Raw genomic sequence first — 25,593 nt, 5'->3', positions numbered from 1 at the left:
TCAGCCCGCGGCGGTCCGGTTCAGTTCGCTGGTGGTCGCCCGCTCGACCAGCAACGGCACGTAGTCGCGGATCGGGTTGCCCTCGAACCGCTGGTGCACCGACCGCAGCGTGGCCTCGATCGCGCCCGGATCGATCCCGGTGAACCGCTGGCGGAGCCGCTCCAGCACCGCATTGAGTTCCTGTTCTTCGTCATGGGCCATGGCTGTCCTCGGTTCGAGCTGCGGGAAGCGACCTGCCGCCCGCCACACGGACGGCAGGTCGCTGACTCTTCAAACAGATTGTGCAGCCGACTCAGCCTTCGGACGAAATGGCGTACGTCCCGGACCGGCGCTCGCTGTCCAGATCGGCCATGAACCGGGCCGGGTAGCGTTCTCCGCGCACGGCGCCAGGCGGGATCAGCTCGTCGATCCGGTCCAGGTCGGTCTGGTCCAGCACGACCCCGGCGCTGTCGATCATGGTCGCCACCTGCTCCGGCCGGCGGGCGCCGATGATCGGGACGAGGTCGTCGCCTCGGGCGTGGACCCAGGCGATCGCCAGCTGGGCGATCGTGGCGCCCTTGGCCCGGGCCAGCTCCTCGAGCCGGGACACCAGCGCCTCGTTGTGGGCCCGGTTGTCACCCTGGAATCGCGGCTGGATCGCCCGGCCGCCGGTGAGTTCGCCGCCGCCGCCGATCATGCCGCGGCCCAGCACCCCGTACGCCGTGATCCCGATGCCCAGTTCCCGGCAGGTGTCCAGGATCTCGTCCTCGATGCCGCGGGTGAGCACCGAGTACTCGAGTTGCACGTCGCAGATCGGCGCGACGGCGGCCGCCCGCCGGATCGTCTCGGCGCCGACCTCGCTCAGCCCGATGTGGCGGACCAGACCCTGCTCGACCAGGTCGGCGATCGCGCCGACGGTCTCCTCGATCGGCACGGCCGGGTCCAGCCGGGCCGGCCGGTAGACGTCGACGTGGTCGGTGCCGAGCCGGCGCAGCGAGTAGGTGAGGAAGTTCCGCAGGGCGACCGGCCGGGTGTCGATGCCGCCCATCATGGTGACCGGGTCGAGCAGGGCGCCGAACTTCACCGACAGCACGACGTCGTCCCGCGAGCGGTCGCGCAGGGCCCGGGCGATCAGGGTCTCGTTGTGGCCGGCGCCGTAGAAGTCGCCGGTGTCCAGCAGGGTGCCGCCGGCGTCGAGGTAGTCGTGGATGACGCGGACGCCCTGGTCCTCGTCGACGTCGCCGTACGCGCCGGACAGGCCCATGCAGCCGAGTCCGGGTGAGCTGACGGCGGGGCCGGTGCGGCCCAGGGTTCTGGTGGCGAAGGAAGTGATCATGGCGCCAGCGTGTCCCGGCAGCGCGTCCCGGGACAGGCACGGTTCATCCAGGGACGGGCTCTCCCTGGATCGCGCTGACCGGTCGGGGCACGATGGGACCGTGATCGACCGCCCGGGCCTCGCCGACTTCCTGCGCCGCCGGCGCCGGCTGCTGCACCCGGCCGACGTCGGGCTGCCGGACGGCCCGCGCCGCCGGACCCCCGGCCTGCGCCGCGAGGAGGTCGCCCAGCTGGCCGGGGTGTCCACCGACCACTACACCCGGCTGGAGCAGGCCCGCGGCTCGGCGCCGTCGGAGGCCGTGGTCGGCGCCATCGCCCGCGCGCTCCGGTGCGACCTGGACCAGCGCGACCACCTGCTGCACCTGGCCGGCTATCCGTCGCCGCCGCGCCGTGCCGGCGGCCACGTCCGGCCCGGCCTGATCGCGCTGGCCGACCGGCTGGTCGACGTACCGGTCGCCATCTACAGCGACCTCGGCGAGGCGCTCTGGCACAACGCCCTGCTCGCGGCCCTGATCGGGACCCACGACGGCGCGGCCCGGACCGGCCGGGACCGCAACATCATCTGGCGCTGGTTCACCGAGCCGGGCATCCGGGACTGGACCCCGCCGTCCGATCGGGCTCGACTCTCCGCCTCGCACGTGAGCGACCTCCGCTCGACGTACTCGCGCCGGGCGGGTGATCACGACATCACCAGCCTGGTCCGGGACCTGATCGACCGCAGCGCCGAGTTCCGCGGATTGTGGGAGCGGCACGACGTCGCGGTACGGCGCTCGGACCGCAAGAACGTGCTGCATCCGGAGCTCGGCCTGATCGAATTGAACTGCGAGGTGCTGCTGACCCCCGACGAGGACGTACGGCTGGTCGCGTTCTTCCCGGTCGAGGGCACCGACGCCGCCGACAAGCTGGCCCTGCTGTCGGTGATCGGCCTGCAGGATTTCCGGACCGCGACCTGAGACCTCACATCGGGGCGTTCCCGAGCGTCTTCAGGTCATGACCGACACCCTGACCGAGCCGGCCGCCCGGCACGTCGTGACCAACCCCGCGATCCTCTACTTCGGCACGCCGGTCGTGCTGGTCAGCACCAGGAACGCCGACGGCACGGCGAATCTGGCCCCCTTCTCGTCGGCGTTCTGGCTCGGCGACCGCGCCGTCCTCGGCGTCAGTCACGGCTCGCAGACGTACGCCAACCTGCGCCGCACCGGCCAGGCCGTGATCGCGCTGCCGTCCAGCGACCAGGCCGACGTGGTGAACCGGCTCGCCCTCACCACCGGCCACCCGACCCCGGCCGCCTACAAGCTGGCCCGCGGCTACGCCCAGGTCGCCGACAAGTTCGGCCGGGCCGGGCTGACCGCGGTACCGGCCCAGGTCGTGGACGTGCCGCTCCCGGCCGAGACGCCGATCGCGCTGGAGGCCGAGGTGGTCGCCTTCCACAGCGAGCCCGGCTCGGACGGCGCGCCGGTGACCGAGTTGCGCGTGGTCCGGGTGCACGCCCATCCCGAGCTCCTGCTGCCCGGCCGGCCGAACCGGATCGACCCGGACCGCTGGCGCCCGTTGATCATGAGCTTCCAGCAGCTGTACGGGCTCACGCCGCGGGTGGCGCCGTCCCGGCTCGCCGCGATCGACGAGGAGGCGTACCGCCGCTGATCCCGTGTGCCTGCCCCGAAGCCCGGCGGGTACGTTGATCATGGTCGGCGACCGCCGCCGACGACGATGATGATCATGGAGGGACACCGTGGCAGAACGGCAGCACGGGGGCAGTCCGACCGTCGGCTGGATCGGGCTCGGGATCATGGGCGGGCCGATGTGCCGGCACGTGATCAACGCCGGGTTCGACGTGATCACGTACGCCCGGCGGCCAGAGGCGACGGCTCCGCTGGCCGAGGCCGGCGCCCGGGTCGCGTCCTCGGTGGCCGAGTTGGCCGCCGGCTCGGACCTGGTCGCGACGATCGTCGGGATGCCGTCCGACGTCGAGCAGGTGCTGCTCGGCGACGACGGCGTGATCGCCAACCTGCGGCCCGGCGGCACCGTGGTCGACCTGACCACCAGCGAGCCGGCGCTGGCCCGGCGGATCGCCGCCGCCGCGGGCGAACGCGGCCTCGGGGCGGTCGACGCGCCGGTGTCCGGCGGCCAGGGCGGCGCCGAGCGCGGCACGTTGTCGATCATGGTCGGCGGCGACGAGGCGGCGGTGGCGGCGGCCGAACCCGTGTTGCGCAGCTTCGGCGAAACGATCGTGCACCAGGGCGGCCCGGGCGCCGGTCAGCACACCAAGGCGGCCAACCAGATCCTGGTCGCCGGCGCCATGATCGCGATGTGCGAGTCGCTGCTGTACGCCAGCGCGGCCGGCCTGGACCCGACCCGGGTGCTGGAGTCGGTCAGCCGCGGCGCCGGCAGCTCCGCCGCCCTGACCGCGCTCGCACCCAAGACGATCGCCGCCGACTGGACACCCGGCTTCTACATCGAGCACTTCCTCAAGGACCTCGGGATCATCCTCGCCGAGGCCCGCCGCTCCGGCCTCGCCCTGCCCGGCGTCGAGCTCGCCGAGCGGCTGTACCGGTCGGTGCAGCGGCTCGGCCACGGCCGCTCCGGCACCCAGGCCCTGATCCTGGCCCTGGCCGAGGAATCCGGCCGCAGCTGGCCCTGACCGCCGTCTTCACCACATTTCCTCGCGCTTTACCAGAGAAGCAACTGTGGTAAAGCGACAGTTTTTCACGTTACGTGAAAAACTGCGGGCCCCTGATCCGGGTGACCTCACATTCCGCCGAGGCCGGGCGTCTTCCTCGTGACAGCATCCACAAGGAAGGATCGGGCCATGACCGTTCGACACACGCGGGTCGGGACCGGGATCGGCGAGCTCACGCTGGTCGCCGCCGGGGACGCGCTGACCGGGATCTACTTCCCGGGGCATTGGCATCCGCCGGTGCCCGGCACGACCGGCGAGTACGTCGACGCGGCGGGCGACGCCCTGTTCACCGAGACCGTCACCCAGCTGGAGGACTACCTGGCCGGGCGGCGGACCGGGTTCGACCTGCCGACCGCGACGCGGGGTGACGCGTTCTCGGAGCGGGTCTGGGCGTTGCTCCGGGCGATCCCGTACGGGGAGACGACCAGCTACGGCGAACTGGCCGGGCAGCTCGGCGACCCGAAGCTGGCCCGGATGGTCGGCCGGGCGGTCGGGCACAACCCGCTCAGCATCGTCGTACCGTGCCACCGGGTGCTCGGCAAGGACGGCCGGCTGACCGGTTACGCCGGCGGGCTGGAGCGCAAGCAGCGGCTGCTCGAGCTGGAGCAGCCGGTGCCGGCCGCGGCCGGGCGGCTCATCTGATCATGACGCCGCTGGCCAAGCAACCGTTCGACACGGTGGTCGCCGAGCACGGCGCGCGGATCCTCCGGGTCTGCCGGGCCGTGCTCGGGCCGACCGCGGACGCCGACGATGCCTGGTCGGAGACGTTCCTGGCCGCGCTCAAGGCCTGGCCGGACTTCCCCGACGACGGCCGGGTCGAGGCGTGGCTGGTGACGATCGCGCACCGGAAGGCGATCGACGTCACCCGCGCGCGGGCCCGGCGGCCGATCCCGGTCGCCGAGATCACCGAGACGGCCCCCGAGCCCGGCCCGCCGGACCGCTCCGACGAACTGTGGGAGGCGGTCCGGAGCCTGCCGCCGAAACAACGCCAGGCCGTCGCCTATCACCATCTCGGCGGCCTCCGCCATGCCGAGGTCGCCGAGCTGATCGGCGGGTCCGCCGCGTCGGTCCGCAAGGCCGCCTCGGACGGCATCCGTGCACTGCGCACACTGTTGCAGGACCCGAAGGGAGCATGATCATGATCGACGAATCGCTCGATCCGCTGATCGACGAGGAACCGGCCGGACTGGCCGGACTGAAGGACCGATTGGCCAAGCTGGCCGGGGATTCCGGCCTACTCGACGTGGGCTATCTGATCATGGACAGCCCACTCGGGCCGCTGCTGCTGGCCGCGACCGAACGCGGTCTGGTCCGGGTGGCGTACCAGATTCAAGATCATGACCGGGTGATCGCCGAGCTGTCGCAGAAGATCAGTCCGCGAGTGCTCCGGGCACCGCGCCGGCTGGACCCGGTGGCCCGGGAGCTGGACGAGTACTTCGCCGGCCAGCGGTCCGAATTCGATCTTGACCTGGACCTGGTGCTGACCGCGGGGTTCCGGCAGCAGGTGCTGCGCGAACTGCCCACGATCGCGTACGGGAGCACGGCGAGCTACCGGCAGATCGCGGAGCGGGCGGGCAGCCCGCGAGCGTTCCGCGCCGTCGGCACCGCCTGCGCCCTCAATCCGCTGCCGATCGTGCTGCCCTGCCACCGGGTGGTGCCGACCAGCGGCGGGATCGGCCGGTACGCCGGCGGTCCGGAGGCGAAGGCGGCGCTGCTCGCGCTCGAATCGCGGTGAACCCCTGGCCGCGAGCGGTCTAGCCGCAGCCGCAGGCCCCGCCGCAGCAGCCGCCTCCGCCGCCCGCGGGCACCGGAGCACCCGCACCGGCCAGGCCGCCGAGCGAGACGGTGGACAGTAGCTTCACCGTGTCCGGGTGGCCCCGCGGGCAGTCGGCCGGATCGCTCGCGGCCGCCATCGGGCGGTCGACCTCGAACGTGGTGCTGCACTCGCGACAGCGGAACTCATAGCGCGGCATGAAAGTCACCCTACGACAAGCTTCTCCACCGCTTCGCTTCCCCGAACCTTGCCGCAGGGAACCCGAAAGCGAGCAGAAGGGTATGTCAGCCGGCGACGTTCGCGGCAGCCGCGCTGTGTCCGGCACCGCGGCCCTCGGCGCGGCTCACGATCACGCCGCCGGCGACCCGGACCGCGACCTCGGTGTCGTCGCCGGCCTCCGGCACCCCGAGCGCCTCGGCGATCCGCCCGTCCTCGTCGACCAGCAGCCGTGGACCGGACCAACTGTCCGGCGGGAAAACCCGGCGCAGGCAGCCGATCAGGTCGGCCAGCAGCAGCCGGACCAGCCGGCCGCGCTCGTCGGGATCCCGGGTCGCCAGGACGACCGTCACCTGATCGCCCCTCGGCGCGGCCCGGACCGCCTCCTCGGCCGCCGACAGCCGGCCCGTCCCGAGCACCGCGACCACCCCGTCCGCGTCGAGCCGGACCGGCCGGCCGGTCAGCAGATCCTCCCCCGGTTCCGTCGGCACCGGGCGGCGTTCCGGCCGGGCGGGCGTCGCATAGGCCAGGTGCGGCGGGTCCCAACCGTCGTCCGGCTCCGCCGCGGCCAGCGCTGTGCAGGCCTCGACCACGGCGAACGGGTCGCCGAAACCCGGGGCGATCTCGGCCAGGTGCGCCGCCCCGGTCAGCAGCGTCAGAGCCAGCTCGGCCTGCTTCACCCGGCGGCGTCGGCGGGCCCGGGGCGGCCGGACCGACTCCAGCGCCAGCCCGAGCAGCAGGGCCTGCAGCCGAGTCGCCTGGGCCAGCGTGCTCCGTACCGCGTCGTCGGCGGCGTCGGTCAGCGAGCGCAGTTGCAGCCGGCCCTGCTCGGCCGAGTCGGCGGCCAGCGGCAGCCGTTCCAGCCAGACCCGGGCGAACGCCCCCAGCGCGGCCCCCGGGTCGCTCGGCGGTTCGGCGGCGTCCGCCGCGCGGGCCGCGTCGACGAGTTCGGTCAGGACGGCCAGATAGAGGGCCCGCTTGCCGGGGAAGTTCGAGTAGACCGCGCCCCTGGTCAGCTCGGCCCGGTCGGCGATCCGGTCGATCTTGGCGCCGGTGTAGCCGTGCTCGGCGAACTCCTCGGTCGCCGCCCGGACGACGGCGGCGCGAGTCCGTGCCTGCTGCTCGGCGCGGGTCAGCCGGGCCATCGGGCTCCCTTCCCTCGGATGCCGCACTAGGATACTGTCACCATTCAGATGATGACATCATCCGAAATCGAAAGGGCGGGCCGGCGTGAGCAGGTACGGGATCGAGGCCGAGGGCCTCAGCAGGAGATTCGGCCGGACCACGGCCCTGGACGGCGTCGGGCTGTCCGTCGAGCGGGGCCGGGTGCTCGGCCTACTCGGCCCGAACGGTGCCGGCAAGACGACGGCGATCCGGATCCTGGCCACCCTGGTCCGGCCGGACGGCGGCCGGGCCAGCGTGGCCGGCTTCGATGTCGTACGGCAGCAGGGTGAGGTGCGCCGCCGGATCGCCCTGTCCGGCCAGCACACCAGCGTCGACGAGGAACTGACCGGCCGAGCGAATCTGATCATGATCGGCCGGCTGCTCGATCTGCCCCGGCAGCAGGCGGTGGTCCGGGCCGGCGAACTGCTGGACCGCTTCGGTCTCGCCGAGGCCGGTGACCGGCCGGCGGCCGGCTATTCGGGCGGCATGCGGCGCCGACTTGATCTTGCGGCCAGCCTGGTCGGCCGGCCGGAGGTGATCTTCCTCGACGAGCCGTCGGTCGGCCTCGATCCCGGCAAGCGGGACGATCTCTGGCAGCTGATCCGCGGCCTGCGCGCCGACGGCGTGACCGTCCTGCTGACCACGCAATACCTGGAGGAGGCGGATGCGCTGGCCGACGAGATCACCGTGATCGACCACGGCCGGGTGATCGCCGAGGGCACCCCGGACGACCTGAAGGCCCGGGTCGGCGGCCGGACGGTCGAGGTCCGGCTGGTCGACCCGGCCACCGTCGACCAGGCGGCCAAGATCATCGCCGCGGTCACCCGGCAGCGCCCGGAGCACACCGGACGGCAGCTCCGGCTGCCGATCACCGACGACGCCGAGTTCTTCGAGATCGCCGCCCGGCTGCGCGACGAGTCGGTCGCGGTGACCGAGCTCGCGCTTCGCCTGCCCAGCCTCGACGAGGCCTTCCACGCCCTGACCAATGCCACTCCGACGGAGGCCGCTTCATGATCACCACCTGGCCCGACGCCCCGCCCCGACCGCTCGGCTGGCTCCGGCACAGCGCCGTGCTGGCCCGGCGCAGCTTGATCAAGACCGGCCGGAACCCGGGCGCCGTGATCAACGCCGTCGTCACACCGGCCCTGTTCGGCGCGGTGTTCCTCTACCTGTTCGGGGGTTCCGTCGCGGGCTCCACGTCCGCGTACGTCCAGTATCTGTTCCCGGGTGTCCTGGTGATGGGCGCCGCGACGGCGGGCCTGCTGTCCACCGGCACCAATCTCACCCTGGACCTGAGGAACGGCATCACCGACCGGTTCCGCAGCCTGCCGATCGCCCGGGTCGCGCCGTTGTTCGGTTCCCTGCTGGCCGACCTGGTCCGCTATCTGGCGGCGGCCGCGATCCTGTTCGGCCTGGGCAGCCTGGCCGGGTTCCGGATCGGCGGCGGCGTCCCGGCGGCTGTTGCCGCGGTGGGCCTGGCGATCTTGTTCGGCAGTTGCCTGAGCTGGATCACCGTGTTCCTCGGCGTGTTGATCAAGGACCCGAACGGCGTGACCGCGATCGGCTTCATCACCTTCCTGCCCCTGCAACTCGGCACCAGCCTGGCCGCTCCGGTCGGTTCACTGCCGGGCTGGCTGCAGGCCTGGGCCGGCGTGAATCCGTTCAGCCAGGCGATGGACGCCTGCCGCGCCCTGCTCACCGGCACTCCGGCCGGGAACTCGATCGTCGTCACCCTGATCTGGTGTGCGATCTTCGTCGCCGTTTTCTGCCCGCTCGCCGTCCGCGCCTACGCCCGGCAGCAGTAGTTGATCACTCGTTGGGCGTGAGCTCGCTGTCGAGGACGTACGCCTGCGGGTGCGTTTCCAGGTAGCGCACGACGATCTCGTCGTCGGCCCGGCTGAAGAACTCCCGGTCCGAACACCACCCGGCCCACCCAGGCCTTGATCAACTGCAGGGGGTCGAGCACCGGTCGCTGCCGCCGCCCCAGCGGCGCCTCCCGTTCCTGGCACAGTTCGGTCAGCCGTGACCGCCGCCCGCTCTTGTTGATCATGTGGCGGCCCACCCTGAACGCGCCGAAGCCGGAGATGAAGACCCAGAGGTAGCCGGTGCTCGCCGACCTGAAGCTCGGAGACCGACTCGGCGTAGACGAACACGCGACTCGTCGTCTCGAACGGGTCCTGGCCGTCCGGCGAGACCAACAGACGAAACCTCCAGTTCGCTCTGGCCGTCCTGGCGTCGCCCGGTGGGCCGCACGGTGATCACCGGGGCGCACTCGGACCGGACCTCGGGCTCGGCGGGCTCGGCCGGCGTGACGTAGTCCGGGTCGTTCAGGTCGTAGTGGACCGGGTTCGACCATCCAGGCGTCCCGGCTGGATGCCAGCAGCCGGCACTGGCTCACGTACCGGTCGCCGCCGTGGGCTTCACGTCGCCGGGAACGGCAGCAGCGGGCCGAGCTGGAGTCTCCATGATCTTGGTCGGGGCCGCCGTCGATTGACCGTGATCTGATCAACTTGTAGAATTTACGATATTACGTAATCCATCGACTTGGAGGAGTTCATGTTCTCTCGGCGCCGCTTCCTGATCGCCGGATCGCTGGCGATTCCGGGAGCCCTGGCCTTCGGTTCGACGCCGGTCGCCGCCGAGCCGCGCAGGCCGGCCGATCCGGAGGTCGCGGCCTGGCTGGACTGGATCGCGGCGAATCGGGATTCGGTCTCGATCGTCGCGACCGACGGCGGCCGCGGCCGGATCAGGCATCTGGAGCAACGACCCCGGGTGCTCGCCTCGGCGGTCAAGATCATCCATCTCGCGGCGTACGCGACCGCCGTCGCCCGGGGCCGACTGGACCCGGCGGAGCCGATCCGGCTCGGCGATTGGGACGCCCGGCATCCGTACGTCAGCGACGGCCGGGCCCACTACTCGGCCTACAACGCACTGGGCATTCCGTGCAACGAGTACGGCATCGCGGACGACCCGGACCGGACCGTACCTCTGGACACCCTGGCAGCGGCCATGATCGACTTCAGCGACAACGCCGCGACCGACTACCTCCGGGACCGGCTCGGCGATCCGGCGCTGCACCGGGCCGCCGCGGCCGGCGGTTGGCACCGGCCCGATACCCGTTCCTTGCAAGGCGAAGTGCTGCAGTTGATCTTGCCGGAGCGGGCGGCACCCCACGGGGCACCGGCCGCGCTGCGCCGGGCGATCGGTGATCACCTGGCGAGGCGCTTCATCCACGATCTTGAGTTCCGCAAGGAGGTCTGGGACCGGATTCCGGAGATGCCGGCGACCACCGAGGAGCAGTGGCCGTGGACCCAGGGCCACGCGAAGGGCACGGCCGCGGAGCTGGCCGGACTGCACCACGCCGTCGCCGCCGGCACGTTCCGCCCGCGGTCCGCCCAGCCGGTGATTCGCGGCCACCTGGAGCGCGGTCTCGCATCGCTGCTGCCCGAGGGCGCGGCCGGTCTCGGCTTCAAGGGCGGCAGCCTGCCCAAGACGGTCAACCTCGGCCTCAACGTGCGCTGGCAGGACGGCCGGACCGGCGTCCTCGCCCTGATGCTCACCAACCTGTCCGAGGACCAGGTCGGCACCGGCGGCCCCGCCCTGATCCGCCTCGGAATCGGCGCCCTGCGCGACCCAGACCAGTTCACCGCCCTCACTCAAGCGCTCTAACCCCAAAAGAACCCGCCGACCGGTCACAAAAGCAGGCGTTTCTGCGGCGTGTCGCTGCAGAAGTGACCGGTCGGCGAGCGTCGGGGACTGGAGGGCAGCGATCGTCGGAGAGCCCAAGGCCCACGCGGGTAGGCAGGACTTCGGCTTGCGGGCCTAGATCGACGCCGGGCGTAGCCGGCGGCGCCCGCCGGTTATGCGAGGGGAATAGCAGGAACCCAGGAAGGGCCTCTGCACTCACCGAGCGCACGTGTCCTCGAGACCCTTGTCCTCGCTCGGACCAGAGTCGTCGGCTTGCCCTTCGACAGGCTCAGCCCGAATCCCCCCGAACCCAACCGAAGCGGCTGGGCCGAAGTCGCGGCTGTCGCGGCAAGGTGCGGGCGCGCAGCTCGCCGAGCGGACGACGTGACCTCGATTCCGGCGAGGTTCCCCGGTCAAGCAGTCCGCTCGGTGATCCAGGCGCTCCGATCGTGACGCAACGGGCGCGCGTCGGGCGGGTCGTGGTGCGCGCACGGCCGGCCCGGGCCGGAATGTCGCGTTTTCTCTTCACATCGGAGGGTGCAACGTTGTACCGGGCGGCGGATTCAAGCTGCTGTCGCAACAGTGAGTAGTTGATCAAGCTTCTCAGCGGGGGTCTGGTAGTTCAAGACTTTGCGGGGGCGTGTGTTGAGCAGGCGCTCGACTTCGGCGACTTGCTGGTCGGTGATCTTGGTGAAGTCGGTGCCTTTGGGGAAGAATTCTCGGATCAGTCCGTTGCCGTTCTCGTTGGTCGGGCGTTGCCAGGGCGAGTGGGGATCGCAGAAGAACACGGGGCAGCCGGTGGCGATGGTGAACCGGGCATGTTCGGCCATTTCCACGCCCTGGTCCCAGGTCAACGATCGCCACAACGCTGCGGGGAGCCGGGCGGCCATCTCGGTGAGCCGGTCGGTCACGGTGGCGGCGTCGTGGACGGTGATGCGGCTGATCAGGCAGAACCGGGTGTTGCGTTCGAACAGGGTGATCAGGGCCGAGCGCTGGTCACCGCCGATGATCAGATCGCCTTCCCAGTGGCCGGGCACGGCCCGGTCAGCGGCCTCGGCTGGTCGGGCCGTGATCTTGGCCTCGCCGATCCAGGACCGGTTGGACCGCGGCCCGAGCTTGGACCGGGGACGGCGGCTGGTCCGGCCCGACCGCAACGCCTTCTCCACGGCCAGCTCGTGCCGCAACGCTCCGGCGCCCTGGACGTAGAGGGCCTGGTAGATCGTTTCGTGGCTCACCTGCATAGCGTCACGCCCGGCGAAGTCTCGGGCCAGCCTGCCGGCGATCTGCTCGGGTGACTGCTTGGCGTTCAACCGGGCGATCACCTCGTCCCACAGTTCAGTCCCGGGCCTGAGCTTGACCCGGTCCGACTTCGGCCGCCGCCGCCGCTCGTCGGCCCGCCGCTGAGCGATCTTGCACCGGTAACGACCGTCCACGCTGCCGGCCTCGACCTCACGCTTCACCGTCGACCGGTGCACCCCCAGCTCTCGGGCGATCGCAGCATGCCGCTGGCGTTCCCGGAGCCGGATCGCGATCACCACCCGCCCGGCCAGCGTCAATCGGCCGTTCTCATCCAGATAGTCACCCTCGGGCAGCACCCGCGGCTGCCGCGACCGCGGCGACCGCCGAAACGCACTGACCCCAGGGATCCCACCGATCCGACCCGGCTGCAACTCCATGCCCGCCAGATTGGCCCACCGCATCGCGCTCCGCCGGTTAACACCGACCCGGCGCGCCGCCTCCGAGCACGACTCGCCCGCCGCCACCAACTCCAACACCCGCGCCCGCAAACCAGCATCGACCGCCACAACAACCTCCAAGATCGTTGTTGCGACGACCGTCTGAGCCCGCCGGCGGTTGCGGGCGATGCCAAGAGAAATCGCGACATCTCACGAACGGGTTGGTGGATCCGGGCTCAGGGAACGTTGTGGCCTGGCACCCAACCGGCCCCCGCACCCCATCAGGACCGTGGGTTTGTCGACAACCGCACGCGATGGAGCCGGTTTCGCGTCGGAATGTCGACAACCGACGCGAATGCCTCGTGACTTGCTGCTCGCGCGCGCAAACCCGCGAACGCGGCACGTGGATGCCCAGGCTATTCCCCACGAGCCGCTCATCCGTGCGCATCTCAACAACTATCGACTTTCGTGCGCTCCGAGCTCACCTGCCCCATCCGCCCGATTTGGTATACCATCTGGGCATGGTGCGGCGGACAGTGAGCAATGTGCGGCCCTGGGGCCGCGAGGCAGTCGATCTGGTGATCGAGGACAACCTGATCGCGGAGGTCCGGCCGGCGGGTGGGCCGGCGACTACGGACGAGAGCGGTGAGGTGATCGACGGCGGCGGCCTGGTCGCACTGCCGGGATTCGTCAACGCGCACGCCCACGTGGACAAGAGTTGGTGGGGCATGCCGTGGGTGTCCTCGGGCGGCGAGGGCGGGACGCAGGGCCGGATCGCTCACGAACGCGCGGAACGCGACAAGCTGGGCATCCCGAGTGCCGACGCGGCGACCGCGGTGCTCGGCGAATTCCTCCGGCACGGTACGACGGCGACCCGGACCCACGTCGACGTCGATCTCGGGGTCGGCCTGGCCGGCATCGAGGTGGTCCGCGAGGCCGTCGCCCGGCACCAGGGCGCGATCCAGGCGGAGATCGTGGCGTTCCCGCAGGACGGGGTGATCCGCCGGCCGGGCGTACTGGAGCTGCTGGACCGGGCCGCGGCGGCGGGCGCGACGGCGATCGGCGGACTGGATCCGGCGGGCATCGACCGCGACCCGGTGGCGCAGCTCGACGGGCTGTTCGCGATCGCGGAGCGGCGCGGGGTCGGCCTGGACATCCACCTGCACGACGGCGGCGAGCTCGGCGCCTTCCAGTACGAGTTGATCATCGACCGCACCCTGCGTACCGAACTGCAGGGCCGGGTCACCGTCTCGCACGGGTTCGCCCTCGGCGAGCTGGCGGCCGATCGCCGACTCGGCATGGTCGAACGACTGGCGGAAGCCGGGATCTCCTGGGCCACCGTCGCGCCACCAAGATCAGCACCGCTGCCCTGGCGGGAGATGATCGAGTACGGCGTCGGGATCGGACTGGGCACGGACGGGATCCGTGACCTGTGGTCACCGTTCGGCGACGGCGACCTGCTCCGGGTCGCGCTGGGCTTCGCCCGGTTGCACGGGCTGCGTACCGATCAGGAGTTGATCACCGCGGTCGAGCTGGCCGGCAGCCGCGCCGCCGCCTTCGTCGGCCGTACGGTTCATGATCTTGTCGCCGGGGCCCGGGCCGATGTGGTGCTGATCGACGCCGAGAACGTACCGGATGCTCTGGTCCGTGCGCCCGCCCGGGAGCTGGTGATCGCCGGCGGCCGCGTCGTCGCGCGGTCCGGTCGCCTGGCGTGAGCCAGGTCCGGACCCGGCCGGGACTCGGCTCGGCCCTTGCCTCGCTGCGCGACAACCCGCAGTTCCGGCTGCTCTGGTGGTCGAACCTGTTCTTCTTCGGCGGCGCCTGGAGCCAGACCCTGGTGCTCGGCTGGATCGCCTATGAGCTGACCGGGTCCGAGTTCCTGGTCGCCGTGTTCACTGCGGTACGGCTGGCGCCGCTGCTGCTCGGCCCGCTGACCGGGGCGCTGGCCGACCGGCATCATCGGGTCGGGATGTTGATCATCGCCAGCGGCTGGGCGTTCCTCGCGGTCGCCGTGGTCGCCCTGCTCGCCTCGGCCGGCCTGCTCTCCTACGGTGCGATCGTGATCGGCGGGCTCGCGGTCGGCCTGGCCCAGTCCCCCTCCCAGCCGGCCCGGGCAGCGCTCGTGCTGGAACTGGTCGGGCGGGAGAACCTGAGCAACGCCAACGCGCTCAATGCCCTGGCCATGAACGTGACCCAGGTGATCGGGCCGGCGCTCGGCGGGGCCATGATCGCCGTGCTCGGCGCGCCGACGACCTTGTGGATCTCGACCCTCTGGTACGCGGCGTCGCTGGTCCTGCTGCTTCCCCTGCGCCGGTACGGACGCGCCGTCACCCGGGCCAGCGAACGGATGCTGCCGTTGATGATCAACGGCTTCCGGCAGATCGGCCGGAACCGGCTCGCGCTCGCCGTGCTCGGCGTGACGCTGGCCGCGAACATCCTGATCTGGCCGGTCTACCAGTCCTTCATGCCGGTGTTCGCCCGGGACCAGCTCGGTCTGGATGCCGCCGGGCTGGGCGTACTGCTCACCTGTGGTGGCGTCGGCGGTCTGGTCGGTTCCATGATCATCGCCGGGCTCGGTGACTTCCGCCACAAGGGCGCACTGTTCGTCTTCGGCACCGCGGCCTGGGGCGCCATGTGGGCGCTCTTCGCCGTGTCCGGCCAGGTCGCCGTCTCGTACCTGCTGATGGCCGCGATCGGCGTGTTCAGCGCGGCATTCGGCGTGATGCAGACGACGCTGCTGTTGATCACCACCGACGAGGGGCTGCACGGCCGGGCACTCGGCCTGCAGGAGCTGGCGATCGGGATCATGCCGGTCGCCGCGCTGGCGCTCGGGGCGATCGCCCAGGTCGTCGGAGTCGGCCCGACCACCCTCTGCAGCAGCCTGTTGTTGATCATCACCCTGGCCGCCCTCGCTGTGACCGAGCCACGACTGATCAAGATCGGCAGTCAATCCACCCGGGACGATGATCCGTCCGCGGAGCGCCCGGCCCGGCTCAGATAGCGGCTGGTCTCCAGGTGCTGCCGGACCAGCTCGGCCACGCGGGCGACGTCACGGTCGGCGACTGCGAGATAGAGCCGCTCGTGCTCTGCGGCGACCAGTTCCAGGTCGTCGTGCTGGGTCAGCAGCCAGCGCATCCGGCTGCGCAGGTTCTGCCCGAGCTCGATCAACAACTCATTGCCGGACAGGTCGGTGACCACCTCGTGGAAGTCGGCCGCGGCGCGGCGGGCCCGGACCGCGTCGCCGGCCCGGGCCGCCTCGATCTCGGCCTCCAGGACCGCCTGCAGCCGGCGCAGCCCGGCCCGGTCGTGCCGCTGCGCGGCCAGCCGGAACGTCAGCTCCTCGAACGCGGACCGCACCTCGCTGAGGTCGGCGATGTCGGCCGGCGTGAACTCCCGCACCACGGCCCAGGTCCGCGGACGCTGCACCACCAGACCCTCGGCGACCAGTGCCCGCAGCGCGTCCCGCACCGGGATCCGGCTGACGCCGAGCTCGTTGGCCAGGTCGCGCTCGACCAGCTTGCTGCCGGACGGGCGTACCCCGTCGATGATGTCGTCGCGGAGCTGCCGGGTGACCCGCGCCGACTCCGGCTCGAAGCCTCCGTCGTTCGCCATCCGGCCATTCTTCACCAGGTCACCCTTGAATTGGTTTGGTATACCAAAAGGAGCACACTTTCTCAGGAGGCCCCGATGACCGACCGCGACACGACGCTCCGCAGGATCCGCGCCGGAACACTGGCCGCCGGGCTCGCCGCCGCGATCACGGTCGCCTCGGCCTGCTCGACCGTCCCGTCCCAGCCCGCTGCCGTACCGACGACGCAGGAGAGCACCGCGATGCCGACCGAACCCACCCCGACGCCCGCACCGTCGACGCCGAGCCCGACGCCGAGCCCGACGCCGACCCCTACACCGAAGCCGACCCCTACGCCGAAGCCGACGGTCAGCCGGGAGCAGGCGACGCAGGCCCTGCTGCGCGCCGTCCGCGAGGACGACCCGGCCGCGGCGAAGCGGGCGATCGCCGACGGCGCCGACCTGGAGGCCCGCTCGGACGGCGGCCGGACCCCTCTCGTCGCAGCAACGAAGGCGAACCGGGTCGAACTGGCCCGACTGCTGCTCGACGCGGGCGCGGACCCGGACGCCAAGGACGACATCCAGGACTCGGCCTTCCTGTACGCCGGGGCCGAGGGCCTGAACGAGATCCTCGAGTTGATCTTGGAACACGACCCGGACGTGAAGAGCACCAACCGGTACGGCGGCACCGCGCTGATCCCGGCCAGCGAGCACGGCCACGTCGAGACCGTGCGGATGCTGATCGCGGCCGGGGTGCCGGTGAACCACGTCAACAAGCTCAACTGGACCGCCCTGCACGAGGCGATCGTGCTCGGCAACGGCTCCGATGATCATGTCGAGGTGGTCCGGCTGCTGCTGGCCGCCGGTGCGGACCCGTCCATCCCGGACGGTGACGGTGTGCCGCCACGCCGGCTGGCGGCCGACCGCGGCTTCACCAAGATCGTCGAGGCGATCGACGCTGCCTCCTGATCATGGCAGGGCGTCGGCGAGCAATGCGCGCAGCCGATCCCAGTGCTCAGCACCGAGCCGTTCCCGCCAGCGCTTCTCGACCGCGCTGATCACCTGGTTACCGGCCTCGACCGCCCGCCGGCCCTTGGCGGTGGGCCGCAGGATCCGTACCCGACGGTCGGTCGGATCGCTCACCGACTCGAGGAATCCGTCATTCTCCAGGACGTTCGCGAACTCCCCCAGCGCCTGCTTGGTCATCCCGACCCGGACCGCGAGATCGGTCAGCCGCATCCCCTCGGCCGGGGTCAGGCTGAGCAGCCGCAACTGGGAGGTCCGCAGCCGCCGGTACGGCTGCCGCAGCGCCTTGGCCTCCTGCTGGAAGTCGGACCGCAATGCGTCCAGAAGGCCGCCGAGCAAAGCGAAGATGTGATCGGGCTCAATCTGCTTGACCACGGTCATAAGGGAACCTTACTATCAGCGAGTCAGTAAGGTTTCCTGACAAACCGGGGGAAGGAGCGCTCCATGCGTGGCGCGCGACTAGGGGGCCAGCTCGGCGGCGGCCCGGCGTTTCTACTGGACGAGCTTCTGCAGACGGCCGATCTGGGAACGGCTGTCCGCGAGTTGGTACGAGAAGCGTTCGGAGCCGAGGCCGCCGCCGAGAGCACCCTGATCCCGGTCCCGTACGCTTCGGGCTCGCCGGCCACCGGAGCGCTCTACCGCCTCCGCGGGGCCACCACGGACGGCCGCCCGTGGTCCCTGTTCTGCAAGGTGTTGCAGCACGTCCGGCACTGGCCGATGCTGCCCCTGCTGCCGCCCGCAGTCGCGGCCGACATGGTCGCCGGGTTCCCCTGGCGGTCCGAGCTCGAACTCTGGGACCCGTTGATCATGGCGAGCCTCCCGCCGGGCCTGCGCCCGCCGCGGCTGCACCGGCTGGTCGAACTGCCGGACGACCGGGTCGCCGTCTGGCAGGAGGACATCGCGGTCTCCAGCGAGCCGTTCGACCTTGATCATTATCGTCGCTCGGCGTACCTGCTCGGCCGCTGGAACGCCCGCTGCAGCAGCCCGGAAATCCTGGCCACCAACGATTCCCCGGCCAATCAGGCCCTCCGGCAGTACGCCACGACCGCCGTCCCGATGCGCGGTATCGAGCCGCTCGCCGACGACGACCTGTGGGCCCACCCCTGGCTTCGTGATCATGGCGAGCTGCGGCGCGACCTGTGCCGGCTCGCGCCGCGGATCCCGGAGTTCCTGGACCGGCTCGACACCATGCCGCTGTGCCTGCCGCACGGCGACGCCAGTCCGCAGAACCTGCTGATCCCGCGGGACGAGCCGGACACGGTCGTCGTGATCGACCTCAGCTTCCGGACCCCGCACGCGCTCGGCTTCGACCTCGGCCAGTTGCTGGTCGGCCTGGTGCACGCCGGCGAGATCCCGGCCAGCCGGCTGCCGGCGATCGCCGACACAATCCTGCCCAGCTACCTGCGCGGCCTCCGCGCCGAGGGCGTGAACCCCTCGATCGCGGGCGTCGCCTGGTCGTTCGCGATCGCGACCCTGCTCCGCAGCGGCTTCGACTCCTTCCTGTACGGGCTGCTCGAGGACCCGTCCGACGGTGCACGGCACACCTTCGACGAACGCGTCCGGCTCTGCCGGTTCCTCGCCGACCGGGCCGTCGGCACCCTCGCGGAGGTGAACATCCTCGGCCGGACACCGGTCTTTCATCGTTAGCGAGCTCCGGACGGTCACCAGTCCGAGGTCAACGCGTCGGCCAGGAAGTCGCCGTCGCGGACCAGGTCGACCCGGAAGGCCGACCGGTAGGCCTCGGCGTCCCAGCCCGCCTCCGGGTGGGCCACCTCCGGATCGCACCAGAGCTGCGTGATCCGGTGGCCCAGGGCGGACGCGATCAGATACTCGTTCCTCGCCGTGTACGACTCGGGCGCGATCAAGATCACCGGCTTCGGGGCGGCGCAGAAGATCAGGCTGAACATGCCGCTGCCGGCGAAACCGGCGATCCGCTCGGCCCGGTTGAAGATCATCGCCTGCTCGGCGACACCGTAGTCCTCCGGATACAGCACGGTGTAGCCGTGCCGGGTGACGAACTCCTCGACCTCGGTCAGGTTGCGGCAGGGCCGCCGGTCGAAGTTGGGCCCGCGGGAGACGAAGATCCGCTCCGGCGAGTCCCGCTCCGGCGCGCGGGCCAGCAGGTTGGTCCCGGCCCGGCGCCACACCTCGGGGAGCTCCGGATGGATGAAGGTCGGATCGACCAGCATCGGGGTCGCGGCCAGCAGGCGTTCCACCCGCAGCACGCCCACCGGCGAGACGATGTCGTGCTCGCCGACGCCGGCCGCCGACAGCACCTCCCGCTCGAACCCGGCCGGCCCGATACGACCATCCGCAGGTTGCAGCAGCGCCTTCAGGCCCGGGTGCCGCTCCACGGCGGCCGACCAGGCCCACATCCGGGACAGCTGCTCGGTCATCAGATGGCCGAAGTGCCCGGGCACCTCCGAGGACAGATAGAAGTAGCTGCCGGCCAACCGCTGCGGCTCGGACAGGTCGCCCGGGTAGCGCGCGAACCAGGGAGTGGCCTCGTCCAGGTAGCGGTTGCGCAGCCGGCGCTTGGTGAAATGGCGAAAACTGTCCGGCAGCACCAGGCCGCCGCCGAGCAGCACCTGGTGCGGACAGACCAGGACGTCGCGGTACTCGCGCAGCTGCACCTCCGAGACCCGCTCGTCACTGCGCCGCGCCACCACCTGCGGTTCGAGGTTGGAGCGGAGGCTGCCACCGGGGCCGAGGCCGCGGCCCGGCTTCTTGATCAACACCGAGCCGAGGTCGGGCCGCGCCGCCAGCACCCGTTCGGTCTCCACCTCCCGCAGCTTCGGCAGCGCCGGCCGGCCGCAGGTGATCATCACCGTGCCTTGCTCCTCGGCGGTCCGCCGGATCGAGGCGGCGATCGCCCGCTCCTCCTTCCGCAGGTCGGTCGCCGCCGAGGCTGGGTCGCGATGGGCGATCAGCCGGTCGAGGTAGGCCCGGATGATCTCCGCGCTCCGGTCGCCCGAGCCTGGATCCGCAGTACGGAAGCAGTAGCGGCCGCCTCGGGCGAGGTGGAACCAGATCCGGCGGAACCGGCGCAACCGGTCGTCGGCCGGGGCGCCGGTGGCGTCGACGATCACGTCGAACGGGCCACGAGCGGCCAGTTCGACGTGCCGGCCGGAGTCGGTGCCGCAGGACACCATGATCACCGGAGCGTCATGATCATCACCGGCGGTATGATCATGATCGGCGTGTTGATCTCGGGCAGGAGATTGATCTTGTGCTGCCGGGCCGAACTGGACCACGGTGCCGCCCGGGTGGGCGGCCCGGAGCACCGGCCCGAGCCAGGCCGTCCCGGCGTCGGTGAAGACGGCGATCCGGAGTTGCCGCCTCGGCTCCTCGGGCGGTGTGCCGGCGTCCCCGCTGCCGCCCGCTGGGGCAGCCGACGTGGAGCGGTGCCGCGCTCGGGCAGTCCGGTAGACACGCTTAAGCCAGCCGGGCGCGTACCAGCGCCCCAGCCGTCGCAGCCGGGACCGCAGCCGTGGCTGCCCGGCCTTTCGTAGCCTCTCCACTGCTCTCCCGCGGTGCACCTCGTCGTACCCCCATCGGCAGTGCCACCTTACGACGACCGAGAACGGCCCGGACGATGCCGCGTTTCATCGTTAAAATCAAGTCTTCCGGTCAGCCCAAAAATCTCATACGGTTGCGTCATAATCCCAAACTCGATGTCGAGGATGTGATCATGGTGCGTCACCGCGGACTTCGCCGAACAACCCCCGTACTGCTCGGACTGGCCCTGATCGCGACCCTGCTGGTCGCCGTCTCCGGCCCGGCCCGCGCGGCCGGACCGGGCATCTGGCAGGACTACGAGACCGACGAGGCGGTGGCCGCGACGACCGTCAGTGTGCCGGGCCACGACGCCGCCACCCGGGTGCCGTACGGCAGCCACGGCGAGAGCGGGCTGGAGTTCACGGTCGCGCCGACCGGCACTCCTGGCTCGACCGCGAGCTCCGGCCTGACGCTCAACGCGGGCACCGCCGCGATGCCGGACAACGACTGGTCCGGACACGACTGGCTGGCCTGGGACTTCTGGATGCCGGCCGACTACACGACCACCGGCAGGATCACCATCCGGGACACCCACAACGTGGCCTGGGGCGTGAACTACGCGATCCGGGGCCGCGCCTGGACCGCCGTGCAGGTGCGGTTGGCCGACGTGGCGCGGGCCGGCGTCGACCTCAGCTCGATCAAGTACATCGGGATCTCGATCCCCCGCCGGTCCGAACCGGTGAAGGGCTACTACGACGCCCTGCGGCTGGTCGACGGCACGCCCGACCACAGCGCGTTCGGCAACCGCGTGGTGCAGAACCTGGTCCGCCAGGTCGACTTCGACGCGATCCTGGACGGTGTGGACGCCGACCTGGCGGAGGCGGCGACACTGCTCGGCGACGAGGGTTCGCCGTCGTACGCCGACATGAAGGCGCAGCTCGACGGCCTCGCCGCCGACGCGGCCGCGATCCGCGACGGACTCGACTCGATCACCACGGTCGAGCAGTACAACACCATGATCAAGACGCTGGCCACGCTGGTCGCGGCGCCGGACCGGCTGAAGCAGATCCTCACCCTGCGGCAGGGCCAGCCGGAGGGCCGGTTCGGCCTGGACACAGCCGACTCGATGAGCCTGGTCTACCCCAAGGACAAGACCTGGCCCGGCACCGGCACCGCACCGAGCCTGGAGCTGGCCCGCGGCGAGGCGGAGCACGTGCAGGCCGTCGTGGTCCCGTACGGTCTCGACCTGAACGACGTCCGGGTGTCGATCGACGCCGTCCGTGGACCGGACGGCAAGCCGGTTCCGGAGGGCACCCTGGACGCGACCGTCGCGCCCATCGGGTCGCTCTACACCGTGCCGAGCTCGGCGTACGGCCGGCCGACCTACACCGGCTGGACCCCGGATCCGATCCGGGCCGACCTGAGCACGGTCGACATCCCGGCCGGCGACGTGCAGCCGTACCTGGTCAGTGCCGAGGCCGCCCGCGACCTCAAGCCCGGCCACTACAAGATCACGGTACGGGTGCGCGCGGAAGGCCAGCCGGACCAGCGGCTCGCGGTCGCGGTGACGGTCTGGCCGCTCACCCCGAAGGACCGGCCGGAGCTGCGCACGGCGTTCCAGTTCACGCCCTGGCTGGCCTGGGACCTGTACGGGATGACCGACCCGGCAGAGCGCGAGGCGATGCGGCTGAAGTACTGGGATTTCCTTGCTGAGCACAAGATCCAGCCGGACCAGATCTATACGACGGCCCACAACCCGGCCATTCCGGGGCCGGGCGAGATCCGGCCGCAACCGGTCGCCGACATCGTCAAGATCAAGGAACGCTACGGCCTGAAGCAGTTCACCGCGCTCTACCTCTGGGCCGGGCTGCTGGATCCGAACAAGCCGGAGACCTGGGACACCCAGATCGACATCTGGATTGATCAACTGGAGACGGCGATGGCCGAGTACGAGGCGGCCGGCGTTGCCGACCAGGCCGTCGTGTACGGGTTCGACGAGTCGACCGGGCCGATGCTGCGCGCCGCCGAATACACGTTCGCCCGGATCAAGGAACGGTTCCCGAACCTGCCGACGATGACGACGCTGCGCGACGACACGTTCGGGCAGAACACCGGGCTGACCGAGGAGGTCGACATCTGGGTGCCGTGGATCGACGGCTACCGCCAGGACGTCGCCGAAGCCGCCCGGGCCCGCGGCGAACGGATCTGGTGGTATCACGCGATCTCCACCCGCTACCCGCAGCCGAACTGGTTCAACGGCTATCCGCCGATCGACACCCGGATGCTGATGGGCGCGATGTCGCACCAGGGAGGAGTCGAGGGCATCCTCTACTACGCGACCAACCGGTGGCCGAGGGCCGATCGGGGTGATCAACTTCTGGTCGACGACGGCATCCTGTCCAAGTGGAACCCGGCGACGTTCTACGGCACCGCCGGCGACGGCTCGCTCTACTATCCGGGCGCCGACGGGCCGATGTCCTCGCTGCGCTTCGAGAACGTCCGCGACGGGCTCGAGGACTACAACCTGATGCAGGAACTGCGCCGGGCGATCGAGGCCCATCCGGACGCGCCGCGCGGGCTGCTCGACCGGGCCCGGAAGGCCCTCGGCGCCCGGGACGTGGTGACCGATTCCCGGCACTTCACCGAGGACCCGGCCGTCTACCGCGCCTGGCGCCACGAGGTGGCCGAGACCGCGGTGCTGCTCGAAAAGTTCTGATCATGGACCGACCGGCAGTTCCGCGGAGGCGACCATGATCATTCCGTCACCGCTCGATGGATTCGCGGCCCGCGAGATACCGTGACCCGATGTCGAAGAAGAGGGTCACGCTGCGCGACGTCGCGGAACGGGCCGGCGTCTCGCGAACGACGGCCTCCAACCTGGTTCGCGGGACCGGCCGTGCCTCCCAGGAGACGCGCGATCGCGTGTTCGCCGTCATGGAGGAGCTCGGCTACGTCTACAACCGAGCGGCCGGATCACTGCGGGGCAGCTCCTCCCGCACCGTCGGAGTCGTGATCACCAACATCCATCGAGCCCATTTCGGCGAGCTTCTCGTCGGCCTGGAACAGGCCTTCACCGAGGCGGGGTACACGCTCTTCGTCGTCTCGACGATGGACCAGCTACCACGCCAGGAACGCGCTCTCGGCACCCTGCGCGAGCACAACGTCGACGGTCTCGTCATCGTACCGGCGACGGGCAGTGATCAGAGTCTGATCGACACCCTCGAGGACTGGGGGGTGCCCAACCTGTTCGTGAGCCGGTGGATTCCCGGCATCGATCATCCGTACGTCGGCATTGACAACGAGCACGGCGCGTACGTCGCGGCGCAGCATCTGCTCGAGCACGGCTGCCGCGACATTGCCTACGTCGGCAGCAATCCCGGCATCTCGATCCATCTCGAACGGGTGACCGGCGTGCGACGTGCTCTGCAGGAGTGGCCCGACGAGGCCCGGCTCACGGTCGTCGAGGGCGAGACGACGAGCGCCGGCGGCTACCGGATGACGGCCGGGCTGGTCCGGGACAAGATCACTTTCGACGGGCTGATCGGCCATGGTGATCTTGTCGCGCTCGGCGCCGCGCGCGCCCTGCGCGACCTCGGGCTGTCCGCGCCGGGCGAACCGGGTTCGGTGCGCGTGATCGGTTACGACGGTGTCGACGCGTCCGCGTACTGGCAGCCGGCCCTGACGACACTCGCGGTCAATGCCGACGAACTCGGGCAACTCGCCGCCGAGTCGCTGGTGACGGCGATCGAGGCCGGGGCGGAGGTCGAGTCGAGGCGGCCTCAGCCATCGCTGATGGTCAGGGAGTCCTGTGGACCCCATCCGTCCGCTCAGCCCTACCGGGTCACCCTTCCGGACTGACGACCCTCTCTCCAGATGCTGTTATGGTGGATCGGTCCACCACGATGGTGGATCGATCCATCAACCGGCCAAGGAAGGCACATGGAGATGACGCGCAAGCTCACAATGGCCGTCGCAGGAGTCGCCGCGATGGGCCTCGCCCTCGCCGGGTGCGGTCTGCAGCAACCCGGCGCAGGCGCCGACGGTGACTCCAAGGGCACCGTCACCATCTACTCACCGCGCCCGTCGGCGATCACCGACGAGATCATCCCGCGGTTCGAGGAAGCGTCCGGCTACGACGTGCAACTCGTCACGCTGGGGGCCGCCGAGGTCGCCGATCGGGTCCGGGCCGAGAAGGCGAACGTGCAGGCCGACGTCTGGTGGGGCGGCACCGCGTCGCTGTTCGGACCGGCGGCCGACGAGGATCTCGTCGAGCCGTGGAGCGACGACGTGCTCAAGATCATCGGCGACGAGTACCAGTACGACGACGACAAGTGGGTGGCCGAGCAACTGCAGTTGCAACTGTTCGCGTACAACACGGAGATGATCACCCCGGAAGAGATGCCCAAGGACTGGGACGATCTGCTGGACCCGCAGTACAAGGACAAGATCCTCATCCGTGACGTCGCCGCCTCCGGGACGATGCGGGCGATCTATTCGGCCATGATCGACCGGTTCTACGCCGAAGACGGGAAACCCGACCGCGGCTACGCCTGGCTGAAGGCTCTCGACGCGAACACGAAGGACTACGCGGCGAACCCGGAGGACCTCTACCTCCGGCTGGAGCGGCAGGAGGCCGCGATCACGCTGTGGAACCAGCAGGACATCCTGGCCCAGGCCAAGGAGGGTGCGACGTTCGCCATCCTCGAACCGGCGTCGGGTTCGCCGATCAACACCGACGGCGTGGCCAAGATCAAGGGCGGGAAGAATCCCGAGGGCGCCGAGGCGTTCGCGAAGTTCCTGTTCAGCACCGAAACCCAGGAATGGCTGGCCAACAACGCGTTCCAGATCCCGACGATCGAGCTCGCGAACGAACCGGAGTGGCTCAAGGGCCTGACCCGGAAGGAGTTCGAGTACAACCGCGCGAACGCCGCCGAGCATGAGCGGGAGTGGATCGATCACTGGCTCGAGAACATCAAGAACCAGGGCTGAAC

The 25,593-nt window shown here is 70.6% G+C and carries 24 protein-coding genes; 16 read left to right on the top strand and 8 right to left on the bottom strand.

The features are described from left to right. Nucleotides 1–201, bottom strand: coding sequence for a three-helix bundle dimerization domain-containing protein (locus tag BKA15_RS26535; protein ID WP_179756032.1), 201 nt, complete (start codon nucleotides 199–201; stop codon nucleotides 1–3). 91 nt (nucleotides 202–292) lie between these two features. Then, nucleotides 293–1,315 (bottom strand): aldo/keto reductase, encoded by a 1,023-nt coding sequence (locus BKA15_RS26530; RefSeq protein ID WP_179756028.1) that lies wholly within the window; start codon nucleotides 1,313–1,315, stop codon nucleotides 293–295. 100 nt (nucleotides 1,316–1,415) lie between these two features. Between BKA15_RS26530 and BKA15_RS26525 the strand changes: the two genes are divergently transcribed. The 6 genes from BKA15_RS26525 (at nucleotide 1,416) to BKA15_RS26500 (ending at nucleotide 5,729) form a co-directional block, all read left to right on the top strand. Next, on the top strand, nucleotides 1,416–2,267 hold the full coding sequence (locus BKA15_RS26525; RefSeq protein ID WP_312879364.1) for a helix-turn-helix transcriptional regulator: 852 nt from the start codon (nucleotides 1,416–1,418) through the stop codon (nucleotides 2,265–2,267). A 37-nt stretch (nucleotides 2,268–2,304) separates the two neighbouring features. After that, complete coding sequence (locus tag BKA15_RS26520; RefSeq protein WP_179756025.1) at nucleotides 2,305–2,958, top strand: flavin reductase family protein; 654 nt, start codon at nucleotides 2,305–2,307, stop codon at nucleotides 2,956–2,958. 88 nt (nucleotides 2,959–3,046) lie between these two features. Beyond that, complete coding sequence (locus tag BKA15_RS37025; RefSeq protein ID WP_218871590.1) at nucleotides 3,047–3,955, top strand: NAD(P)-dependent oxidoreductase; 909 nt, start codon at nucleotides 3,047–3,049, stop codon at nucleotides 3,953–3,955. Between the two features lie 168 nt (nucleotides 3,956–4,123). Further along, nucleotides 4,124–4,636 carry a methylated-DNA--[protein]-cysteine S-methyltransferase gene (locus tag BKA15_RS26510; RefSeq protein ID WP_179756022.1) on the top strand — a complete coding sequence of 171 codons (513 nt, stop codon included), beginning with the start codon at nucleotides 4,124–4,126 and terminating at the stop codon, nucleotides 4,634–4,636. A gap of 2 nt (nucleotides 4,637–4,638) precedes the next feature. Beyond that, a complete protein-coding gene (locus BKA15_RS26505) occupies nucleotides 4,639–5,130 on the top strand; it encodes an RNA polymerase sigma factor (RefSeq protein WP_179756019.1) in 492 nt (163 codons plus the stop codon). Nucleotides 5,131–5,132: 2 nt separating this feature from the next. Continuing rightward, entirely contained in the window at nucleotides 5,133–5,729 is a 597-nt protein-coding gene (locus tag BKA15_RS26500; RefSeq protein ID WP_179756016.1) for a methylated-DNA--[protein]-cysteine S-methyltransferase, read from the top strand. A 19-nt stretch (nucleotides 5,730–5,748) separates the two neighbouring features. Here BKA15_RS26500 and BKA15_RS26495 read toward each other — a convergent pair whose 3' ends face one another. Together BKA15_RS26495 and BKA15_RS36600 are read right to left on the bottom strand one after the other, a co-directional pair. Continuing rightward, nucleotides 5,749–5,967 (bottom strand): FmdB family zinc ribbon protein, encoded by a 219-nt coding sequence (locus BKA15_RS26495; protein ID WP_179756014.1) that lies wholly within the window; start codon nucleotides 5,965–5,967, stop codon nucleotides 5,749–5,751. An 85-nt stretch (nucleotides 5,968–6,052) separates the two neighbouring features. After that, entirely contained in the window at nucleotides 6,053–7,129 is a 1,077-nt protein-coding gene (locus BKA15_RS36600) for a TetR family transcriptional regulator (protein ID WP_179756011.1), read from the bottom strand. Nucleotides 7,130–7,214: 85 nt separating this feature from the next. On the opposite strand from BKA15_RS36600, the gene BKA15_RS26485 reads away from it, so the two are divergent. The 3 genes from BKA15_RS26485 to BKA15_RS26475 all read left to right on the top strand — a co-directional run bounded on the left by BKA15_RS26485 (nucleotide 7,215) and on the right by BKA15_RS26475 (nucleotide 10,817). After that, nucleotides 7,215–8,162: an ATP-binding cassette domain-containing protein gene (locus BKA15_RS26485; RefSeq protein ID WP_179756008.1), complete on the top strand. Its 948-nt coding sequence runs from the start codon at nucleotides 7,215–7,217 to the stop codon at nucleotides 8,160–8,162. After that, the gene (locus tag BKA15_RS26480; protein WP_179756005.1) at nucleotides 8,159–8,953 is read left to right on the top strand and encodes an ABC transporter permease; all 795 of its coding nucleotides are present in this window, start codon (nucleotides 8,159–8,161) and stop codon (nucleotides 8,951–8,953) included. Before BKA15_RS26485 ends, BKA15_RS26480 begins: the two co-directional genes overlap by 4 nt. Before the next feature lie 751 nt (nucleotides 8,954–9,704). After that, nucleotides 9,705–10,817, top strand: a complete 1,113-nt coding sequence (locus tag BKA15_RS26475; protein WP_179756002.1) for a serine hydrolase — start codon at nucleotides 9,705–9,707, stop codon at nucleotides 10,815–10,817. A 581-nt stretch (nucleotides 10,818–11,398) separates the two neighbouring features. Here the strand turns inward: BKA15_RS26475 and BKA15_RS26470 are convergent. Continuing rightward, the gene (locus tag BKA15_RS26470; RefSeq protein WP_312879711.1) at nucleotides 11,399–12,598 is read right to left on the bottom strand and encodes an IS30 family transposase; all 1,200 of its coding nucleotides are present in this window, start codon (nucleotides 12,596–12,598) and stop codon (nucleotides 11,399–11,401) included. Between the two features lie 434 nt (nucleotides 12,599–13,032). Here BKA15_RS26470 and BKA15_RS26465 point away from each other — a divergent pair, with 434 nt between their 5' ends. Continuing rightward, entirely contained in the window at nucleotides 13,033–14,226 is a 1,194-nt protein-coding gene (locus BKA15_RS26465) for an amidohydrolase (protein ID WP_179755995.1), read from the top strand. Continuing rightward, entirely contained in the window at nucleotides 14,223–15,512 is a 1,290-nt protein-coding gene (locus BKA15_RS26460) for an MFS transporter (RefSeq protein ID WP_179755992.1), read from the top strand. Before BKA15_RS26465 ends, BKA15_RS26460 begins: the two co-directional genes overlap by 4 nt. Here the strand turns inward: BKA15_RS26460 and BKA15_RS26455 are convergent. Beyond that, nucleotides 15,458–16,123 carry a GntR family transcriptional regulator gene (locus BKA15_RS26455; RefSeq protein ID WP_179755989.1) on the bottom strand — a complete coding sequence of 222 codons (666 nt, stop codon included), beginning with the start codon at nucleotides 16,121–16,123 and terminating at the stop codon, nucleotides 15,458–15,460. The genes BKA15_RS26460 and BKA15_RS26455 overlap by 55 nt on opposite strands. A 75-nt stretch (nucleotides 16,124–16,198) precedes the next feature. Between BKA15_RS26455 and BKA15_RS26450 the strand changes: the two genes are divergently transcribed. Then, nucleotides 16,199–17,047, top strand: a complete 849-nt coding sequence (locus tag BKA15_RS26450; RefSeq protein ID WP_179755986.1) for an ankyrin repeat domain-containing protein — start codon at nucleotides 16,199–16,201, stop codon at nucleotides 17,045–17,047. Here BKA15_RS26450 and BKA15_RS36595 read toward each other — a convergent pair whose 3' ends face one another. Further along, nucleotides 17,048–17,479 carry a MarR family winged helix-turn-helix transcriptional regulator gene (locus BKA15_RS36595; protein WP_179755983.1) on the bottom strand — a complete coding sequence of 144 codons (432 nt, stop codon included), beginning with the start codon at nucleotides 17,477–17,479 and terminating at the stop codon, nucleotides 17,048–17,050. A 69-nt stretch (nucleotides 17,480–17,548) separates the two neighbouring features. Here BKA15_RS36595 and BKA15_RS26440 point away from each other — a divergent pair, with 69 nt between their 5' ends. After that, on the top strand, nucleotides 17,549–18,751 hold the full coding sequence (locus tag BKA15_RS26440; RefSeq protein ID WP_179755980.1) for a protein kinase family protein: 1,203 nt from the start codon (nucleotides 17,549–17,551) through the stop codon (nucleotides 18,749–18,751). Nucleotides 18,752–18,765: 14 nt separating this feature from the next. Here BKA15_RS26440 and BKA15_RS37020 read toward each other — a convergent pair whose 3' ends face one another. Continuing rightward, entirely contained in the window at nucleotides 18,766–20,625 is a 1,860-nt protein-coding gene (locus BKA15_RS37020; RefSeq protein ID WP_179755978.1) for a glycosyltransferase family 61 protein, read from the bottom strand. A gap of 170 nt (nucleotides 20,626–20,795) precedes the next feature. On the opposite strand from BKA15_RS37020, the gene BKA15_RS26430 reads away from it, so the two are divergent. The 3 genes from BKA15_RS26430 to BKA15_RS26420 all read left to right on the top strand — a co-directional run bounded on the left by BKA15_RS26430 (nucleotide 20,796) and on the right by BKA15_RS26420 (nucleotide 25,591). Continuing rightward, nucleotides 20,796–23,318 carry a DUF4091 domain-containing protein gene (locus tag BKA15_RS26430; protein ID WP_179755975.1) on the top strand — a complete coding sequence of 841 codons (2,523 nt, stop codon included), beginning with the start codon at nucleotides 20,796–20,798 and terminating at the stop codon, nucleotides 23,316–23,318. An 89-nt stretch (nucleotides 23,319–23,407) separates the two neighbouring features. After that, nucleotides 23,408–24,460 (top strand): LacI family DNA-binding transcriptional regulator, encoded by a 1,053-nt coding sequence (locus BKA15_RS26425; protein WP_179755972.1) that lies wholly within the window; start codon nucleotides 23,408–23,410, stop codon nucleotides 24,458–24,460. Between the two features lie 81 nt (nucleotides 24,461–24,541). Continuing rightward, nucleotides 24,542–25,591: an extracellular solute-binding protein gene (locus BKA15_RS26420; protein WP_218871588.1), complete on the top strand. Its 1,050-nt coding sequence runs from the start codon at nucleotides 24,542–24,544 to the stop codon at nucleotides 25,589–25,591. Nucleotides 25,592–25,593: the final 2 nt, after the last annotated feature.

It is taken from the genome of Microlunatus parietis (assembly GCF_013407955.1).
Classification (GTDB): Bacteria; Actinomycetota; Actinomycetes; order Propionibacteriales; family Propionibacteriaceae; genus Microlunatus; species Microlunatus parietis.
Note: the sequence above shows the minus strand (reverse complement) of the source record. Positions and strands in the feature narration are given on the sequence as shown.

What these genes read in the sequence shown, in the direction of transcription:
- BKA15_RS26480 (WP_179756005.1), top strand. Translation starts at nt 8,159, where the DNA reads ATGATCACCACCTGGCCCGACGCCCCGCCCCGACCGCTCGGCTGGCTC.
- BKA15_RS26495 (WP_179756014.1), bottom strand. Translation starts at nt 5,967, where the DNA reads ATGCCGCGCTATGAGTTCCGCTGTCGCGAGTGCAGCACCACGTTCGAG.
- BKA15_RS26520 (WP_179756025.1), top strand. Translation starts at nt 2,305, where the DNA reads ATGACCGACACCCTGACCGAGCCGGCCGCCCGGCACGTCGTGACCAAC.
- BKA15_RS26420 (WP_218871588.1), top strand. Translation starts at nt 24,542, where the DNA reads ATGGAGATGACGCGCAAGCTCACAATGGCCGTCGCAGGAGTCGCCGCG.
- BKA15_RS26505 (WP_179756019.1), top strand. Translation starts at nt 4,639, where the DNA reads ATGACGCCGCTGGCCAAGCAACCGTTCGACACGGTGGTCGCCGAGCAC.
- BKA15_RS26535 (WP_179756032.1), bottom strand. Translation starts at nt 201, where the DNA reads ATGGCCCATGACGAAGAACAGGAACTCAATGCGGTGCTGGAGCGGCTC.
- BKA15_RS26510 (WP_179756022.1), top strand. Translation starts at nt 4,124, where the DNA reads ATGACCGTTCGACACACGCGGGTCGGGACCGGGATCGGCGAGCTCACG.
- BKA15_RS36600 (WP_179756011.1), bottom strand. Translation starts at nt 7,129, where the DNA reads ATGGCCCGGCTGACCCGCGCCGAGCAGCAGGCACGGACTCGCGCCGCC.
- BKA15_RS26475 (WP_179756002.1), top strand. Translation starts at nt 9,705, where the DNA reads ATGTTCTCTCGGCGCCGCTTCCTGATCGCCGGATCGCTGGCGATTCCG.
- BKA15_RS26425 (WP_179755972.1), top strand. Translation starts at nt 23,408, where the DNA reads ATGTCGAAGAAGAGGGTCACGCTGCGCGACGTCGCGGAACGGGCCGGC.
- BKA15_RS26500 (WP_179756016.1), top strand. Translation starts at nt 5,133, where the DNA reads ATGATCGACGAATCGCTCGATCCGCTGATCGACGAGGAACCGGCCGGA.
- BKA15_RS26530 (WP_179756028.1), bottom strand. Translation starts at nt 1,315, where the DNA reads ATGATCACTTCCTTCGCCACCAGAACCCTGGGCCGCACCGGCCCCGCC.
- BKA15_RS26430 (WP_179755975.1), top strand. Translation starts at nt 20,796, where the DNA reads ATGGTGCGTCACCGCGGACTTCGCCGAACAACCCCCGTACTGCTCGGA.
- BKA15_RS26450 (WP_179755986.1), top strand. Translation starts at nt 16,199, where the DNA reads ATGACCGACCGCGACACGACGCTCCGCAGGATCCGCGCCGGAACACTG.
- BKA15_RS26465 (WP_179755995.1), top strand. Translation starts at nt 13,033, where the DNA reads ATGGTGCGGCGGACAGTGAGCAATGTGCGGCCCTGGGGCCGCGAGGCA.
- BKA15_RS26455 (WP_179755989.1), bottom strand. Translation starts at nt 16,123, where the DNA reads ATGGCGAACGACGGAGGCTTCGAGCCGGAGTCGGCGCGGGTCACCCGG.
- BKA15_RS26440 (WP_179755980.1), top strand. Translation starts at nt 17,549, where the DNA reads ATGCGTGGCGCGCGACTAGGGGGCCAGCTCGGCGGCGGCCCGGCGTTT.